General features: G+C 34.3%; 14 protein-coding genes and 1 tRNA gene. 10 read left to right on the plus strand and 5 right to left on the minus strand.

Annotated elements, in window-relative coordinates; all coding sequences use genetic code 11:
* The first annotated feature begins 84 nt into the window (after positions 1-84).
* The 4 genes from AABL85_RS14700 to AABL85_RS14715 all read left to right on the plus strand — a co-directional run bounded on the left by AABL85_RS14700 (position 85) and on the right by AABL85_RS14715 (position 2872).
* Positions 85-159: transfer RNA gene (locus AABL85_RS14700), tRNA-Val, on the plus strand.
* Positions 160-947: 788 nt separating this feature from the next.
* Positions 948-1919 (plus strand): DUF6266 family protein, encoded by a 972-nt coding sequence (locus tag AABL85_RS14705; RefSeq protein ID WP_341310650.1) that lies wholly within the window; start codon positions 948-950, stop codon positions 1917-1919.
* A 167-nt stretch (positions 1920-2086) separates the two neighbouring features.
* A complete protein-coding gene (locus AABL85_RS14710) occupies positions 2087-2437 on the plus strand; it encodes a hypothetical protein (RefSeq protein WP_341310651.1) in 351 nt (116 codons plus the stop codon).
* A gap of 75 nt (positions 2438-2512) precedes the next feature.
* Positions 2513-2872, plus strand: coding sequence for a hypothetical protein (locus AABL85_RS14715; protein WP_341310652.1), 360 nt, complete (start codon positions 2513-2515; stop codon positions 2870-2872).
* A 206-nt stretch (positions 2873-3078) separates the two neighbouring features.
* On the opposite strand, the gene AABL85_RS14720 is transcribed toward AABL85_RS14715, so the two are convergent.
* Positions 3079-3627 carry a YbhB/YbcL family Raf kinase inhibitor-like protein gene (locus AABL85_RS14720; protein ID WP_341310653.1) on the minus strand — a complete coding sequence of 183 codons (549 nt, stop codon included), beginning with the start codon at positions 3625-3627 and terminating at the stop codon, positions 3079-3081.
* Positions 3628-3716: 89 nt separating this feature from the next.
* Entirely contained in the window at positions 3717-4553 is an 837-nt protein-coding gene (locus AABL85_RS14725; protein WP_341310654.1) for an AraC family transcriptional regulator, read from the minus strand.
* Between the two features lie 408 nt (positions 4554-4961).
* On the opposite strand from AABL85_RS14725, the gene argS reads away from it, so the two are divergent.
* The 4 genes from argS (at position 4962) to AABL85_RS14745 (ending at position 11343) form a co-directional block, all read left to right on the plus strand.
* Positions 4962-6740: an arginine--tRNA ligase gene (gene argS, locus AABL85_RS14730; protein WP_286414557.1), complete on the plus strand. Its 1779-nt coding sequence runs from the start codon at positions 4962-4964 to the stop codon at positions 6738-6740.
* A 62-nt stretch (positions 6741-6802) separates the two neighbouring features.
* Positions 6803-8260, plus strand: coding sequence for a hypothetical protein (locus tag AABL85_RS14735; protein ID WP_341310669.1), 1458 nt, complete (start codon positions 6803-6805; stop codon positions 8258-8260).
* A complete protein-coding gene (locus AABL85_RS14740) occupies positions 8247-9677 on the plus strand; it encodes a LysM peptidoglycan-binding domain-containing protein (RefSeq protein ID WP_341310655.1) in 1431 nt (476 codons plus the stop codon). Before AABL85_RS14735 ends, AABL85_RS14740 begins: the two co-directional genes overlap by 14 nt.
* 4 nt (positions 9678-9681) lie before the next feature.
* Positions 9682-11343 carry an MBOAT family O-acyltransferase gene (locus tag AABL85_RS14745; protein WP_286396134.1) on the plus strand — a complete coding sequence of 554 codons (1662 nt, stop codon included), beginning with the start codon at positions 9682-9684 and terminating at the stop codon, positions 11341-11343.
* Between the two features lie 73 nt (positions 11344-11416).
* On the opposite strand, the gene AABL85_RS14750 is transcribed toward AABL85_RS14745, so the two are convergent.
* Together AABL85_RS14750 and AABL85_RS14755 are read right to left on the minus strand one after the other, a co-directional pair.
* Entirely contained in the window at positions 11417-11890 is a 474-nt protein-coding gene (locus tag AABL85_RS14750; protein WP_286396136.1) for a DUF4265 domain-containing protein, read from the minus strand.
* 115 nt (positions 11891-12005) lie between these two features.
* The gene (locus tag AABL85_RS14755; RefSeq protein ID WP_286419348.1) at positions 12006-12971 is read right to left on the minus strand and encodes an SMP-30/gluconolactonase/LRE family protein; all 966 of its coding nucleotides are present in this window, start codon (positions 12969-12971) and stop codon (positions 12006-12008) included.
* 463 nt (positions 12972-13434) lie between these two features.
* On the opposite strand from AABL85_RS14755, the gene AABL85_RS14760 reads away from it, so the two are divergent.
* Complete coding sequence (locus AABL85_RS14760) at positions 13435-14565, plus strand: SPFH domain-containing protein (RefSeq protein ID WP_286419349.1); 1131 nt, start codon at positions 13435-13437, stop codon at positions 14563-14565.
* Between the two features lie 103 nt (positions 14566-14668).
* Complete coding sequence (locus AABL85_RS14765; protein ID WP_341310656.1) at positions 14669-15757, plus strand: hypothetical protein; 1089 nt, start codon at positions 14669-14671, stop codon at positions 15755-15757.
* A gap of 133 nt (positions 15758-15890) precedes the next feature.
* On the opposite strand, the gene AABL85_RS14770 is transcribed toward AABL85_RS14765, so the two are convergent.
* A complete protein-coding gene (locus AABL85_RS14770) occupies positions 15891-16382 on the minus strand; it encodes a hypothetical protein (RefSeq protein WP_286414566.1) in 492 nt (163 codons plus the stop codon).
* Positions 16383-16428 lie beyond the last annotated feature (46 nt).

Genomic DNA, 16428 nt, shown 5'->3' on the forward strand with positions numbered 1-16428 from the left:
CAGAGCACCTCGTTTACACCGAGGGGGTCGGGGGTTCGAATCCCTCATCGCCCACAACAATACCAAGTTATTTAAAATTCTTTTGGGCGATTAGCTCAGTTGGTTCAGAGCACCTCGTTTACACCGAGGGGGTCGGGGGTTCGAATCCCTCATCGCCCACATCTTAAGCTTCACTATACAGTGAAGCTTTTTTTTTGACCTAAAGCGTTTATTGTTCTATTGTTTTAGTACATCGATGTATCTCACTATTCTTTTGAGTCTAATCGTATATACACGATCTGTTAATCAAAGTTGTAATCTTCTTTTTAGACTTACTTGCTTTAAAAAATAAACACTCCTTTTTTTCATATTATCTTCTTAGTATAGCTATATAGCCTTTAGGAGTAGCTTTTCTAGATCCTTTTTTAGTTGATATTCTAGTGATAGTGGTCTCTGTATGAAATAAATATGAAATATTACTATACTTTTTTTGTACTCTATTTTTGCTTATTTGCTTGTTTTTCAGTGTTGTACGTTTTATAATATAATTGTTCTGTTTTGCATATATACCGTTCTATCCCTTTATAAGTCTGTGTTTGTCTTTAGTCCCTCGACTATTCGTGGAGTATAGTCCATGAATAGTGGACTAGGGAATTATTAGTCGATGGATGCTTCTCTTATTGATATAGAATTCTTCATGAAGTAAAAGTTTAGATAGAGTTAGCACAAACAGTAATCTGTCAAAACGAATTATTTGTTAATTGTTATTTTGAGAGAGTATTGGAGTTGATGCTTGATAAATAGTCTTTGTTTTTCTTTAAAAAGCTATTTGATTAGTTAAATAGTTGTGTTTCTGTTTTTTATATCTTGTGATAAGAAAAATTAGGAAAAGATAATTAGGAACAGGTAGAGGACAGTGGTGATTTGCCTTGACAAACTAATTGCGTCAATCAAAAACAATACTAACTATGGCAGAGATAAAAGATGGAATATTAGGAGGTGTGCACGGTACAGTGGGTACAGTAGTAGGGTTTATGTGGAGAGGGCGTTATTTTATACGTTCTAAGCCTCAGAAGTCAAATATACTAGCTACAGAAGCTCAAGTGCTTCAGCGTAGTAAACTAGGTGTGGTATCTAGCTTTGTGAGTAAGTTTAAAGACTTTATAAACGAACATTATCCACAGGCTTTACTGAATAATAAACTAGCGTCAGGAAAAGAGCAGTTGATCTCTATGCTGATGAAAGAAGGAATCGTTAATGTAGAAGGCGAACCGTGTATTGACATTGCGAAGGTATTAGTGTCGATGGGGCCGCTACCACCTGCAGTAATCAAGAAAATAAATCAACTGAAGACAGGACGTATAAAGGTACAATGGGATAATAGTATCACGAATGTATTGACTAAAGATACGGATAGGTTATCTATCATAGCTTATAGCGAATCGTTAGATCTAGTGGCAGAGATAAGAGCGATCGCAAAGAGGGAGGATAAGTATGTTCACTTCGATCTACCTAAAGAGTGGAAAGAAGGGAAGGTTCACTTCTGGAGTGTGTGGAAATCAGCAGATGATAAAGTAATCAGTACAAGCGCTTATCACGGGATAACAGAGTTAGGAGATAATAATGAGCAAAAAGTGAGGGATGAAAAGGAGGAAACAGATAATGAGAAATTAATAGTTGAGAAAAGAGAGGTGAATAAGCCTGTAGTATCTACTAAAAGTGTGAGTATAGAACAACAAGTACCAATAGATGTAGAGCAGTATATAGAGCCTGAGAAAGTAATACTCACAGAGGATACATCTAAGGAGAAGTGGGCTCCACCTGGCTTCTATGGAAGTGAGAAGAGAAGGGAAAGGCAAGTAAAAGTCGTAGATAAAAAAGAAGGAAGAGAACCTCGGTCTATATTGGAAGCGATGCCTCCATCGCAGAAGTCTGATTAAGAGTCTATTATTGTGATTTGTGTTTTTACTGATGTTATCAAGATGTAATCTATATTAGAAATAATATTTGATGAGATAATGAAATATTTTGACAGTTATTATTTGATAAAGAGTCTTATTTTTGAGTTATGAAGTGTATGTATTTATATTTTTTATTACTGATTGGGATGCCTTGTATATACGGGCAGGCTGTTTTGTCTAAGCCTAGTTTTACTAGTTCTGCCTCTATACTTTATCTCAACAGTAATCCTAAAATGTATTTAGAGGATTCTCAGGTGAGATTTTTTACTAGTTTTAAAATAAAGCATACTTACGCTAAGACTAATAGATATGAAGAGAAATATGAGTTAGAAGAACTGATGTACAATAAGTATCGCTTGTTGAACAGGAATGTTAAGTTTAATAACGGAGTGGCTGTGGATGTGTCTCCAGACAAAGGATATGTAAGAGAGTATGATCAGGATTTAAGCTTTTTGCAGAACCTATTTCTCGATCTTCTTATCGGAATATTGCCTTAATTGTAGGTTTTTAAATAGAGTTGCACTATGGGTAAAGTGTGTTTTTGTTTGTTGATTTTACTGGGAATGCCTTGTATGTACGGGCAGTCAGTCCTATCTACTATTCACTTTGCGAGTCCTGCTTCTATCATATATTTAGAGGGAAGTCCTGAGCTGTATTTAATAAATGCAGAGGTGAGTTTCTACGCAAACTTTAAGGTGAAACAGAACTCATCTGTGAGAGATAGATATGAAGAGATGTATAGTGTAAGAAGGTCTATGATGGATAAGGAGCTAGAGGAAGGAGAGAAGGTATATGTGAGAGTTCCTTCTAAACGAGCATTTAATAAAGAAATGACAGGTTGGTTAGATAAAAAAGAAAGAGCAGAAGTAGTTAGCAAAGGCTTTGAAAAAACTTTAGGTAGAGTATTAGCTAGGGTGATGGGAGGTAGATAAGATGATGATGAGGTTATTAGAGGAGATGATGAAAATCATAGACAACAGAGCTTTCATGGGGAACCTATTTTGAAAGTGTATGAATATGTATGGAGAGGGTATTATGAGTGGCAAAATAGTTATTAGTGGATGGACTCTGTAATAAAAAAATAAGCAAAGCGACTTCTGGTGTATCAGGAATAGCTTTGCTTATTTATAAATATGTATTATCGTTTATAGTACGCTATAATACTCGCTTTTGCGATGGTGTTTGCCCATAAGTTAAAGCCTACAATGGCAGGAGTAGTATTTCCATCTAGTCCTAGTTTATCCGTTTTAAGGGCGTGTACTGTTATGATGTATTGGTGGTATCCGTGATCTACAGGAGGGCATGGTCCGCCAAAACCTTTTATTCCATAATCTGTGAGGCTCTGTATAGCACCTTTAGGTAATAGAGGAGAGTTGACTTTTCCTGCATCAGGTACTAATTCGTTTATATTGCTAGGAATATCAAAGACTACCCAATGCCAAAAACCACTTCCCGTAGGTGCATCTGGATCATACATCGTGATGGCAAAGCTCTTGGTATCTTTAGGAGCATTGTGCCAAAATAACTGAGGAGATTGATTCTCTCCATCGCATCCAAAACCATTAAATTCGTGTTGTTTAGTTGTTTCTCCACCTAGATCTTTACTAGATAATGTAAAGGTGTTCTGTCCAAAAACACTAGTCGATAGTGTTAGTGCTAGTCCGATTATAAAATTTGCAACTTTCATTGTGTTTATGATTAAATGTTTAGGGCAAATTTATAGTAAGGTCTATAGTAGGAGTTAGCGGGATTGGGTCAAAAAATGTTGCTAGAAGTTCATTGTTTTTGACTTTGTTTAGGTGTGATATTATACTTGGTTTTATACGCTTGTATAAAGCTAGATACATTCTCATAACCTACCTTTAGATAGATTTCTGATGCAGTAGTTGCATGCTGTGTAAGTAGGGTATGTGCATATTCTAATCTTCTGTTTTGAAACCATCTGCTAGGAGAATCACCGTAGTGTTTTTCAAATTCTCGTTTGAAAGTAGATACGCTCATATTGCACAGAAAGGCTAGCTCAGATAGAGTGAGCTTGTTTAAGATATTCTTTTCTATTGTCTGTGTGAACTTTAAACTTTTATTATTGTTGTTAGTTATAAAGGATTGAAGAAATGCTGTTCCATTGATCTCAATGAGATATAGCATTATCTCTTCTAGTTTAACGGTAAGTAATCTCCTCTGTATAGAAGGAGAGAGTTTAGTTATATCCATTAGACTTTTTGTAAAACTTTTACTGAAGTTATCGTAGTTAAAAGTATGGATAGAGTGAGTAGTTTTATTTTCTACTAGCTCTATGTTGTATTTAGAGATAAAGTTAAGTATCAATTCATGGTCAAAAAACAAGAGGATACTTCTGTAATTAGCTGTACTAGATAGTCTTTCGGTCATTAGGCAATGACCAGCTTTCATAAGGATGAATTTGGAGTTATCTAGTGCTTCAAAAGAGTTGTCAGACCATACTTCCTTTGTTCCTTCAACTAAAAAACTAAAAGTGTATTGATTTAAAATAACTTGTTGTTTAGCTATCTCCTGTTTAGTATGATAATCAAATATAGTTATCTGTTCGTTGATATCAGTGAGTAAATCGTTGGGAAGAAGGATACTTTTCATTCTGTCTATTTTAGGCTACATGAGTCTTGCTATTTTACTTTTATAAGTAGGTATTATTAGGTAAAGTAAATATAGTGAAATAAGCGAAGTGAAAAGAGGGTGAATAGTCAAGGAGAGTATAATTGTATTTATTAGAACTTTTAGTTGAGTAAGTATTAGGAGGATTGATGTTACTTTATGAATATGTAAGCAGAATTTTGATTAGTCTATGAGATGCTTTAACAATTGTTTGTTTATTTTAATAGGAATATTGGGGTTGTTTTTTGAAATAAAATATTGTATTTTAGATAGTTGGTTTTAAGAAGGGAATGGTAATAAATTCTAAAGGAAATGTTTAAATTCCTTGTGTACTCTTCTTTAATTGAAGAAATATAAATTATCTTTGCTCCTTTAATTAAATTAATCAAAATGACATTAAATCAGATTTTAACTCCGCAGATAGAGAAGGCGATTCAACAATTATACGGTACTACTGTAGAGAAAGTTGAGTATCAGGCGACAAGAAAAGAGTTTGAGGGTGATATTACTGTAGTTATCTTTCCTTTTCTAAGACAGATTAAGGGAAACCCAGTAGAAATCGGTACTAAGATAGGAGAGTACTTAGTAGAGAATACTTCTGTAATAGAACGGTTTAATGTAGTAAAAGGTTTTTTAAATTTAGTTGTTTCAGATAGTTACTATATCGATTTCTTTAATGCAATACGCAGTGAAGAGCACTTCGGATATGTAACACCTACACCAGGAGATAAGTCTGTATTAGTAGAATATTCTTCTCCTAATACGAATAAGCCTCTTCACTTAGGTCACGTTAGAAATAACTTATTAGGATATTCGGTAGCTGAGATTTTAAAAGCTTCTGGTAAAAAAGTTTATAAAACACAGATCATTAACGATAGAGGTATCCATATCTGTAAGTCTATGCTGGCTTGGCAGAAGTATGGTAATGGAGAGACTCCTGAGTCTACAGGACTTAAGGGAGATAAGCTAGTGGGGAACTACTACGTGAAGTTTGATGTAGAGTACAAGAGCCAAATCAAAGAATTAATGGCTCAAGGTATGTCTGAAGACGAAGCTAAGAAGGAAGCTCCAATCATTAAAGAAGCAAAGCAGATGCTTGTAGATTGGGAACATAATAAACCTGAGGTTATCGAATTGTGGAAAACAATGAATCAGTGGGTTTATGACGGTTTTGCAGTATCGTATAAAAACTTAGGAGTAGACTTCGATAAAGTGTACTATGAGAGCAATACTTATCTATTAGGTAAAGATGAGGTAGAGAAAGGTCTAGAGCAGGGAGTATTCTTCAAAAAAGAGGATAACTCTGTATGGATAGACTTGTCAGAAGAAGGATTAGACGAGAAGTTAGTACTTCGTGGAGACGGTACTTCTGTATATATGACACAGGATATCGGTACTGCTATACAGCGTGTAAATGATTTTGGCGATGTAGGTGGTATGGTATATACTGTAGGTAATGAACAAGATTATCACTTTAAGGTTCTGTTTTTAATTCTTAAACGTCTTGGTTTTGACTGGGCTGAGAGTTTATATCATTTATCATACGGAATGGTAGAGTTGCCATCAGGTAAGATGAAGAGTAGAGAAGGAACTGTAGTAGATGCAGATGAACTAATCCAAGAAATGACAGACACCGCTAAGTCTATCTCAGAAGAATTAGGTAAGCTAGAGGGGTACTCTGAAGAAGAGCGTGCTCAGCTATTTACTACAATAGGCTTAGGTGCATTAAAATACTTTATTCTAAAAGTAGATCCTCGTAAAGGGATGATGTTTAACCCTAAAGAATCAGTTGATTTTGCAGGTAATACAGGACCGTTTATTCAGTATACGTATGCTCGTATCCAATCTATTTTAAGAAAGGCAGACTTCGATTATACATCAGAAATAAAAGGGATCACATTAGACCCTAAGGAGAAAGAACTATTAAAGTTATTAGAGGAGTTCCCTGTAGTGATTCAGGATGCTGCTCGTACACATAGCCCTGCTCTTGTAGCTAATTATGTATATGATTTAGTAAGAGAGTATAACTCTTTTTATCAAACGGTATCTATTCTAGGAGAAGAAGATGCTGTATTAAAAGCGTTTAGAGTACAATTGTCAGAAAAAGTAGGAATGGTGATTAAGGATGCATTCTCATTATTGGGAATCGCTGTACCAGACCGAATGTAATCTTATATTTTTTTGTGAAAGTAGAGAAATCATACCTATACCAGTCACTTGCCATTATAGTAATGGCAAGTGGCTTTTTTTTATTTTTTAAAGGGAATTTGCCTAAAAAGTTATTTAGTGAAGAGGCTCTTCCTACAAGTAATATTGTAGTAGATAGTCTGATGCTAGAGGCGCTAGAAGGCATAGAAAAAGAGGAGCTAGTAACTAAAGATAGTCTGAAGACTGAAAAAACAGGAATAGATGATGAGAATGTAATCATCGTTCCAGAAGATGTATTTACTAGTGACGAAGATTTTAGCTCTTTTAAAGGAATGGCGTATCTGGAGAATTTCTTTGCAAAACTGTATGCTCTAGAACAACAAAAAGGAGCACGTGTCCGTATCGCTTATTATGGAGACTCGATGACGGATGGAGATTTAATCGTACAAGATCTGCGTAAGAACTATCAGAATAAATATGGAGGTATGGGAGTAGGTTATGTGCCTATTATGTCTGAATCTGCACAGTCTAGATTATCTGTTATCCATAAGTATTCGAATAACTTCAAGATGCAATCTTACTTAAATGTCAAAAGACCTCAGAAGCCTTTTGGGGTATCAGGACAGGTGTATTTTGTAAAAGATACTGTTAAACCTACTTGGGTGAGCTACACAGCAGGTAGGATGCAAAATATGACAATGCTTTATAATCCAACACTTTATTATGGAAGCTCTAATAATAAAAGAGGGGAAGTAGCAGTTATTATAAATAAGGATACTATTGTTAAGAAGTTAAACATCAGTTCAGAATTAAATAAACTGAAGATAGCCGATGGCAATATTAAAGATGTTAAACTACTATTTAAACACGCTGATTCTATTCCTATATATGGTGTAGACTTTAGTGCAGGTGGTGGGGTACAGGTAGATAACTTCTCTAGCAGAGGTAATTCTGGGTTACCACTATCGTTGTTTAAAGTGAGCTTAATGCAGAAGTATCAAAAGAATTTAGATTATAGTCTAATCGTATTACACTATGGTGCTAATGTTTTAAACTACGGATCTCTAGATTACTCATGGTATACGAAGAAGATGGGGAATGTAGTGAAGCATTTAAAACAATGTTTTCCTAATGCTAGTATTTTAGTAATATCTACTGCAGATAAATCATCTAAAGTAGAAGGTGTGATGAAGACAGATGCTGCTGTAGAACCACTGATGAAAGCACAGAGAAAATATGCTATGGAAGCTCATGCTGGATTCTTTAACTTATATGAGGCTATGGGAGGAAATGGCTCTATGGTCAAATGGGTAGAAGAGGTACCTGCAAAAGCGAATAAAGATTATACACACTTTAATCATAGAGGAGCTTCTGATATCTCAAGCAAGATATTTGCTCGATTAGAGGAAGGGTATGCAGATTATAAAAAGAAACACGCAGGTCATGTGCCTGTTAAGAAAGTAGATTCTCTTCAGCAACCAGAAAAAGAAACTGTAAGAGAAGATAGTTCTAAACAAAAAATAGAAAATGAAAAGGAATAAAATTGCTGTTTTTGTTGTAGGTATTTTATTTCATATTGGTTCTTTTGCCCAGGTTAGTTCACTTCGTACTAATGAGTTTAGTGATGAAGAGGTAGAAACTGTGAATGAAGAAGGAATAGGAAATAAGATTTATTACGCAGAACAATTGAAAACTTTCTTTGAGAAAGTTCAGAAGATGGCTCGTTCTAAAGAAGGGAAGATTAACATTGTTCATATAGGTGATTCTCATATTCAAGCTGATTTTTTTAGTGGAAGAATGAGGTCTTTACTTCAAGATAGATTTGGTAATGGAGGATTGGGATTTGCCTTTCCTTATAAATTAGCTAAGACTAATGGTAACTCTCTTGTTAGATATTCTTCTAATGCAGAATGGAGTAGTTACAGAAACATATTTCCGGTAAAGGATGCACAGGTAGGACTAAGTGGAATAGCGCTGTCTACAAATAATAGTAACGCTGTCATAGAACTAAGTGTGCGTGATGCTTCGTATGGTTTTTCACGAATGAAAGTTTTTACACCTTCTAATAAAAAGGAGTTTAATGTAGGAACAGCTAGTCAAAAGGTTTTCTTAGAATCAACTGCCCCTAAGAAGATTTCTCATCAGATAAAAAGAGGAGAGTCTTTAGGCGCTATCGCTAATAAGTATAATACTACTGTTACTGAGATTAAGAAAGCGAATAATATGAAGACGAACACCATTCATGCAGGTAAGAGACTTAGTATTCCTACTAAGCAGAGAGAATCTGTGGCGGTGTCTAATAATATGTTTAATGAGTTATCTGGAGAGAAGAATGATGTATTCTACACCTTTGAGTTAGGAGAGGAGTTAGATCGTATCTATTTCTACTCTAATCAACAGGCTGAAGCGTATGACCTAAATGGTGTGGTACTAGAGAATGATAAACCTGGGGTGCTGTATCATACTATAGGGGTGAATGGAGCAAGGTTCTCTGATTATACTAAATATGATTTGTTCTTTAAGCAACTTAGAGGGTTAGAACCAGACTTAGTGATTGTATCTATGGGAACGAATGAGTCCTTCGATAGAATGAGTGGTAGAGATTTTCAAGAACAAGTCAATATATTCTTAGCTAAAGTAAAGAAAGTAGCACCTCATGCAAGTGTGTTATTGACTACACCTCCACCGTCTTATTTCTCTAAAGATAAGCCGAATACTGTGGCAGCAGAATTATCTAATGAGTTAATCATTAATGGAATAGATGGGAAGTATGCTATCTGGGATTTATATTATAATCTAGGAGCAACACTAGGCTTGTCTAGTTTAAGAGAGAACGGAATGTTGTCAAAAGATCTTGTACACTATACCGTGAAAGGGTATGAATATACGGGAGATCTATTCTATGAGGCTCTTATAGATGCTTATAACCAATTTGTCAAACAAAATAGTGCTTTTTAATTAAATGAGTCTATTTAATATTGAAATACCAAGTATAACTATTGATCAAGTAATCAATTGGTTTACTTTTAATCCTAAAGAACCTTTATTATTTAATTCAGGCTTATTTTTAGGAATATTTATTGTGTTTTATCTCTTCTATATCTTGATGAGAAAAACCTTCCACATTCGTTTATTGTATGTGACTTTATTCTCTCTATTCTTTTATTATAAGTCTAGTGGAATGTATTTTATTATCTTGATAGGATCCTCTTTAATGGATTACTACTTTGCTAATATTATTAATCATACCTTGAATGCAGCGAAGAAGAAATTACTCTTAACCATTAGTATTGTAGTAAACTTAGGGTTATTAGGTTACTTTAAGTACACAAACTTCTTTCTGGACGGAGTTAATTTCTTTGCGAATACGAAGTTACATTTAGATGATATTATACTGCCTGTGGGTATCTCGTTCTTTACGTTTCAATCTATTAGTTATATTATAGAGATTTATAGAAAAGAGATAGAACCAACGAAGAACTTTTTAGATTACTTATTCTTTATTTCGTTCTTTCCACAGCTGGTAGCAGGGCCTATTGTTCGTGCAAAAGATTTTTTGCCACAAATATATAAGAATGTCTATGTGTCAAGAGATTATGTGAATGAAGGATTGTTGTTAATCATAGGTGGATTATTGAAGAAAGCTGTTATTTCTGATTATATCTCTATAAATTTTGTGGATCGTGTATTCGATGCACCAAATAGTTATACAGCTTTTGAAAATCTAATGGCTTCTTACGGTTATGCTATTCAGATTTATTGTGATTTCTCTGGATATTCAGATATGGCTATTGGTATAGCATTATTGATGGGATATAGATTGCCAGTTAACTTTGATGTGCCTTATCAGTCTATGTCTATTACTGAGTTTTGGAGGAGATGGCATATATCGCTTTCTACTTGGTTAAAAGATTTCTTATATATATCAGTGGGAGGAAATAGAAAAGGAAGTTTCGGGGGTTATTTCTTTCCAGGATTATTCTTTGTAGGTATCTTAGGATGGGGAATCTACTATATGAATGAAAGTATTATTCCATTAATCTTAGCTGTAGCATCTATTGTTGTCTTTGGTCTAACCTTCTTGTTAGCAAAAGACAAGAAGAAAAATATGTATACTAACTTTAACTTATTAACGACTATGTTATTAGGAGGGTTATGGCATGGAGCTAGTTTGCGTTTTATTGTATGGGGAGCCTTACACGGTATTGCTTTAGCGATTCATAAGATTATTATGGAGCTATTTCCTAGAGCAAAAGGAGTTAAACCTAATTTCTTATGGAGAATATTCTCTATATTTTTAACGTTTAACTTTGTAACATTTTGTTGGATATTCTTCAGAGCAACATCTTTTGATACAGCATTAAATGTTATTAATAATATTGCTAGTATAGAATTTGATTGGCAAGCTTGGACTACTATTGCTATGGGCTATAAAAATGCGTTTATGCTGATTGGTATTGGCTTTGTGTGGCATTATATACCTAAATCATGGATGAGTGTGCCTCATCAGATGTTTAATGTTGCGCCAATGTTTGTGAAGGCAGTAGTACTTGGCTTTGTGTTTTGGATTGTTTATGCAACTGCAACAGCAGGACCACAACCATTTATTTATTTCCAATTCTAAAAGTGTTTGATTTAAGATAAATAAAAATGCCCGATTCATTAGAATTGGGCATTTTTTGTATTATCAATAAAGGTTATTTTTGTCTTAAATCAGCACTGTGCTTAGGAGATAATAACGGTTCTGCAAACTCTATTACTTTTTCTTCTTCTAAAGCTCCTAAGATAGCATATACATTTCGATAGTCAGTTTTGCTAGGAATGTTAATTACAAAGTATTGGTCACTACATACTTCTATCTCTGTACCAGCATATAATATTTCGTTGTATAAGTCTTCTCTGTTATAATTGTCTTTTTGAACAATAACCTGCACTGTAGAATTACCAGAAGCAGTAGCTACATAACGGTATGTAAGTGTATTTTCTGTTTCGTCAAATTCTGCATAGATAATATCATCACATGAAAAATCAGGGCCGTAAAAAGGGATATTATCAACTTGGTATAATCCTTTTTCTTTATCTATGGTCTTTCCCCAAAAAGTCTCGACCGTATTTTCTTCTAAGACATCACTATAATATCTAACTAAGATTTGTTGATATTGCTCTTCCATTGTGTACTAATATTTATTCTATTTGTTTTAATCACCGAATAGTTACATTGTTTCTATTCGGGTTCAAAGATAAGGCAAACTGTAAAATATAATACGAAAACAGTCTTTTTTGTGTTTAGTTTCGCAGTTTAAGTTTGAGTAATGTAGTATTAGTTGTGATATATAATATTTTATAGTCGTCTGAGAATACACAATTAGTTGCTAGTTCTGAGAAGTGTACACGTGCAATAAGTTCAAGATCTTTATTAAATACCCATATTCCGTTAGAACCAGCCGTAAATATATTGCCAAACTTATCTACTTTTAGACCTCTAGGTCTATCATTAATATCACTGATAAATGGGGTGTAATCAAATATAACAGGATCTCCTATAATACCTTTCTTTTTATCTATAGAGTATCGATATAAGAAACTTTTCTTTTCCTGCCAATAAGAGATATAAATGGTTTTATTATCAGGTGATAATGCAATTCCTTTAGGTACTAGAACACTTTCTAGTAAAAGTTCTAGTTGATTTTTATTATTGATTTTGTATATTCCGTAGTAACTTTTTTTAGCTGTGTGCTGATCTTTAGTTATTAAGTCAGTAAAGTATAGATTGCCTGATTTATCTTCTGTAAAATGTGATGGTGCTGTTAGTCGGTATTTTTTAGGGTTATTTATCCAAGAGTTAAAATTAAATTTAGGCTCTCTGATTATAGCACTCATTTTTGCAATTTTCTCTTTTCCATAGAGGTAGAGTGATATCTCTCCGGTATTAGTAAATACTAAAACACTAGAGTCAAGTTCTCCACTTTTAGTATTCTGACCGATGAAGTCAATATCTTCCAAGTATGTTTTGGTATCCTTATAATGCTCTTTCCAATAGTGGATTCGCTTATTCGGGAAATCTGTAAATATTAATAAATTCTCTGCTTCTATCCATACTGGTGAGTCAGCATATTGAAACTCTTTAGCAATTATTTCGGTGTAAGCATTGTCATCAAAAATCAGTTGTGCTATAGGGTTGATGATTTCAATTTCTCCTATTCTATTACCTCTTTTAGTTTGTGTACTATTATGTTTAAGATTCTTATTCATAATCAGTTGCTTTAGAAATATATTGAATAAATATAGTGAAAAATGTTACAGTAACTATTGCGATAGTAATATTAAATTTAGTAATAAGTGGATGTTATCTAATTCATGTAAAAGAGGTATATTTAACAAACGAAAAGATATTTATGGAAATACTGAATTTTAGTAATAGAAGTACAGAAGCAGTTTCTCTGGCTTTTAAGAAATTAGGTATTGAAGACTTTAAAACAAGCTTGTGTATAACCAAATAGGCAATTACAAAATTGCATAGCACAGAAAGGCTAATGAAATTTGGTTAGAGGCAAATGAGGAGGTTCGTTATACGCTGAATGAGATTTGGGGACAAGAGAATAGTGTATAACTGATTTACAGCTATGAGGTTCTATCTATAGCAATTGACATAAATAATAATACAAAATCTGTTACATTTACTACAATAATACTACTAATAAGAAAAAGAAAAGATATGAACTTGTTTAAAAAATTATCTGGAGAATTCATTGATATTATTGAGTTCTTAGATCCAACACAAAATACGATAGTACACCGTTTTGAACGTTTTCAAAACGAGATAAAGAATAACGCAAAGTTAGTTGTCCGCGAAGGGCAAATGGCTGTGTTTATCAATGAAGGGCAGTTGGCTGATGTATTCAGTCCAGGTACACATACTTTAAATACGCAAAACTTGCCAATCTTATCTACATTGAAAGGTTGGAAATACGGTTTTAATAGTCCTTTTAAGGCTGAAGTTTACTTCGTGAGCACTAAAACGTTTATTGATCAACGTTGGGGAACGAAGAATCCTATTATCTTAAATGATAATCGCTTTGGAATGATCGAGGTGCGCTCTTTTGGTACGTACACTTTTAAGATCGCTGATCCAGGAAAGTTCATTAAAGAAATAGTAGGTACATCAGGTACCTTCACTACAGACCAAATCAACGATCAGTTGAGAAGTGCAATAGTTACTCGCTTTACTGATTCTATTGGTGAGGCTAATCTTCCAATCGAGACGTATGCCGCAAACTTAAATGAGTTGTCTACTGCGATTTTCGCGTATATGAAAGACGATTTCGAGGTATATGGAATGGATGTTACGAAGTTCTTAATAGAGAACGTATCTATGCCAGAAGATATCAAGAAAGAGATCTTTGAGTTGAGTAGATTAAATCACGTTGACTTGAATAAGTTAATGCAAATGAAAGCAGCTAAAGCTATGGAAGCAGCAGCTAATAATCCGTCTGGTGTAGCTGGAGCAGGAGTAGGGATGGGAGCTGGGTTTGCGATGGCTAATCAGTTTGGCCAAGCGATGGCGCAAGGACAAACTGCTACACAAGGTCAAGCAGGTGCTCAAGCTGTAACTAATACGCCTCCGCCACTACCTGGTGCAGTAGCTGTTAGTTACTTCGTAGCGCTAAATGGACAGCAAGCAGGCCCTTTTGATTTAGAAGGCTTAAAGCAGATGGTAGTCAATGGGCAGTTACTAAGAGATACATTAGTTTGGAAAAATGGTATGGCTAACTGGGAAAAAGCAGATGCTCAAAGTGATTTAGGTGTACTGTGGGCACAAACACCTCCACCGTTGCCAAATATGTAAGATAAATAAGAAAAGCGCTATAAGGGCTGTAAAACTTCTTTTAGCGCTTTTCTTATTCGTTATCGTTAAAGTAAGAAGTAATAGCTATTTAATTAGTATAGAAGTGTCGTCAGGAGAAGAGATAAAATTAAATACATCAGAAGCTACACCTTGTAGCTCTTGTGGTGGACCGATGACTTATAAGCCAAGTGCGCAAGCATTGGTATGTGAGTATTGTGGCAGTGTAAAGGAAATAGAACAAGGGGAGTTGGAATTAAAAGAACACGACTTTGAAAGTTTTATGGAACGCTACGAGAAGGAGAGTTTTAGTACTACTAAAGTTGTTGAGTGCAACAGCTGCCATGCTACTGCAACTGTAGATGAGAATCTGAAGTCGATGGCATGCCCTTATTGTGCAAATCCTTTAGTAGAACAGGATATTCACGAAGAGCGTTATATCAAACCGGAGTATGTATCTCCTTTTGCTGTAGATAGAAACCAAGTGTCAGGTATATTACAGAAGTGGATTAAAGATCTGTGGTTTGCTCCTAACAAGATACAACGCGGTATTTTTTCAGCAGATAATTTAAGAGGGGTATATGTGCCTTTCTGGACTTATGATATGCAGACGCACACTGATTATAGAGGAGAGCGTGGAGATGCTTATTATGTGACCGTTGGTAGTGGAGATAATAAGAGAAGAGAACGCAGAATATCTTGGTCAAACACTAGTGGTAGTGTCTCTAACTTTTACGATGATATTTTAGTGACTGGTAGTAATACACTCAAGATGGACTTGCTCAATTCTATTTCTACAGGATGGGATCCTAAGGGAGTACAAAAGATAAAACCAGATTATCTAAGTGGATTTATTACAGAGAAATACCAAGTAGATTTGAAAGAGGGATATGACAAGGCTCGTAATATAGTTGCTCAGTATGAAAGAGAAAGTGTGAAGAGAGATATAGGTGGAGATGAGCAACGTGTACATCATATAAATACTGAACTGCCGGATATGACGTTTAAGCATATTCTTTTGCCTTTATATGTGAGTTCCTTCTCTTATGGCAATAAGCAATATACTTTCTATGTCAATGGAGTAACAGGAAGAATTACAGGTGAGCGCCCGTATAGTGCTTGGAAGATTGCTTTTGCATGTTTTATAGGGGTGATAATACTGATATTTCTTATTTACTTATTCCAGAACGCGTAACTATTGCTGAGTAAATGCTTAATAAGAGTAGTATCGTTGGCAGTAAACAAAATGAATGTATGGTACATAATTCTTTAAAGAAAGGAACTAAACTTCTATTATAAACAACAAAGCCTCCCATTAGGAGGCTTTGTTATCTTTTAAAAGTATATTTTATAGTTTGTGTGCCTTTAGGGTAATCTAAACTAAGACTTTTTTCTTCCTTATCTACTTTTTCAACTAAGTTCATTTTATAATGGTAGAAATTTGAAATTTCTATTTTTTTGAATGTACTTTGGGATTGTGAAGTAAACATTACAAGTAAATCTCGTTCAACTACTTTGTAGCTTAGTTTGTCTGTAGTTTCATTACAATTTCCTGCTTGGTTTGTAGAAGCTATTTTTCGACTAAGTTCTTCTTGATTAAAAACCCATTTTTCTGTTGAACAATCTTTTTTCTTTGTATAATCAATACTTAGAATAACTTTTCCTTTATTATCAAGGAATTCTTTTTTTTCGATTGTCCATTCTTTTATAATTTCTTCCTTAAAATTAGCTACTTTATAAGGAACATTATCATCGCTAGAACATGCTGTAAAATTATAACTTGTAATAGTTATAATTATAAATGCTACAATTTTTTTCATAATAGTTTCTTTAGTTGATTAAGAAACTAAAGTTATAGTAAAGCAT

The sequence above is a fragment of the Myroides odoratimimus genome, assembly GCF_038039805.1.
GTDB classification, from domain to species: Bacteria; Bacteroidota; Bacteroidia; order Flavobacteriales; family Flavobacteriaceae; genus Flavobacterium; species Flavobacterium odoratimimum_B.

What these genes read in the sequence shown, in the direction of transcription:
- AABL85_RS14705 (WP_341310650.1), top strand. Translation starts at nt 948, where the DNA reads ATGGCAGAGATAAAAGATGGAATATTAGGAGGTGTGCACGGTACAGTG.
- AABL85_RS14710 (WP_341310651.1), top strand. Translation starts at nt 2,087, where the DNA reads ATGCCTTGTATATACGGGCAGGCTGTTTTGTCTAAGCCTAGTTTTACT.
- AABL85_RS14715 (WP_341310652.1), top strand. Translation starts at nt 2,513, where the DNA reads ATGTACGGGCAGTCAGTCCTATCTACTATTCACTTTGCGAGTCCTGCT.
- AABL85_RS14720 (WP_341310653.1), bottom strand. Translation starts at nt 3,627, where the DNA reads ATGAAAGTTGCAAATTTTATAATCGGACTAGCACTAACACTATCGACT.
- AABL85_RS14725 (WP_341310654.1), bottom strand. Translation starts at nt 4,553, where the DNA reads ATGAAAAGTATCCTTCTTCCCAACGATTTACTCACTGATATCAACGAA.
- argS (WP_286414557.1), top strand. Translation starts at nt 4,962, where the DNA reads ATGACATTAAATCAGATTTTAACTCCGCAGATAGAGAAGGCGATTCAA.
- AABL85_RS14735 (WP_341310669.1), top strand. Translation starts at nt 6,803, where the DNA reads ATGGCAAGTGGCTTTTTTTTATTTTTTAAAGGGAATTTGCCTAAAAAG.
- AABL85_RS14740 (WP_341310655.1), top strand. Translation starts at nt 8,247, where the DNA reads ATGAAAAGGAATAAAATTGCTGTTTTTGTTGTAGGTATTTTATTTCAT.
- AABL85_RS14745 (WP_286396134.1), top strand. Translation starts at nt 9,682, where the DNA reads ATGAGTCTATTTAATATTGAAATACCAAGTATAACTATTGATCAAGTA.
- AABL85_RS14750 (WP_286396136.1), bottom strand. Translation starts at nt 11,890, where the DNA reads ATGGAAGAGCAATATCAACAAATCTTAGTTAGATATTATAGTGATGTC.
- AABL85_RS14755 (WP_286419348.1), bottom strand. Translation starts at nt 12,971, where the DNA reads ATGAATAAGAATCTTAAACATAATAGTACACAAACTAAAAGAGGTAAT.
- AABL85_RS14760 (WP_286419349.1), top strand. Translation starts at nt 13,435, where the DNA reads ATGAACTTGTTTAAAAAATTATCTGGAGAATTCATTGATATTATTGAG.
- AABL85_RS14770 (WP_286414566.1), bottom strand. Translation starts at nt 16,382, where the DNA reads ATGAAAAAAATTGTAGCATTTATAATTATAACTATTACAAGTTATAAT.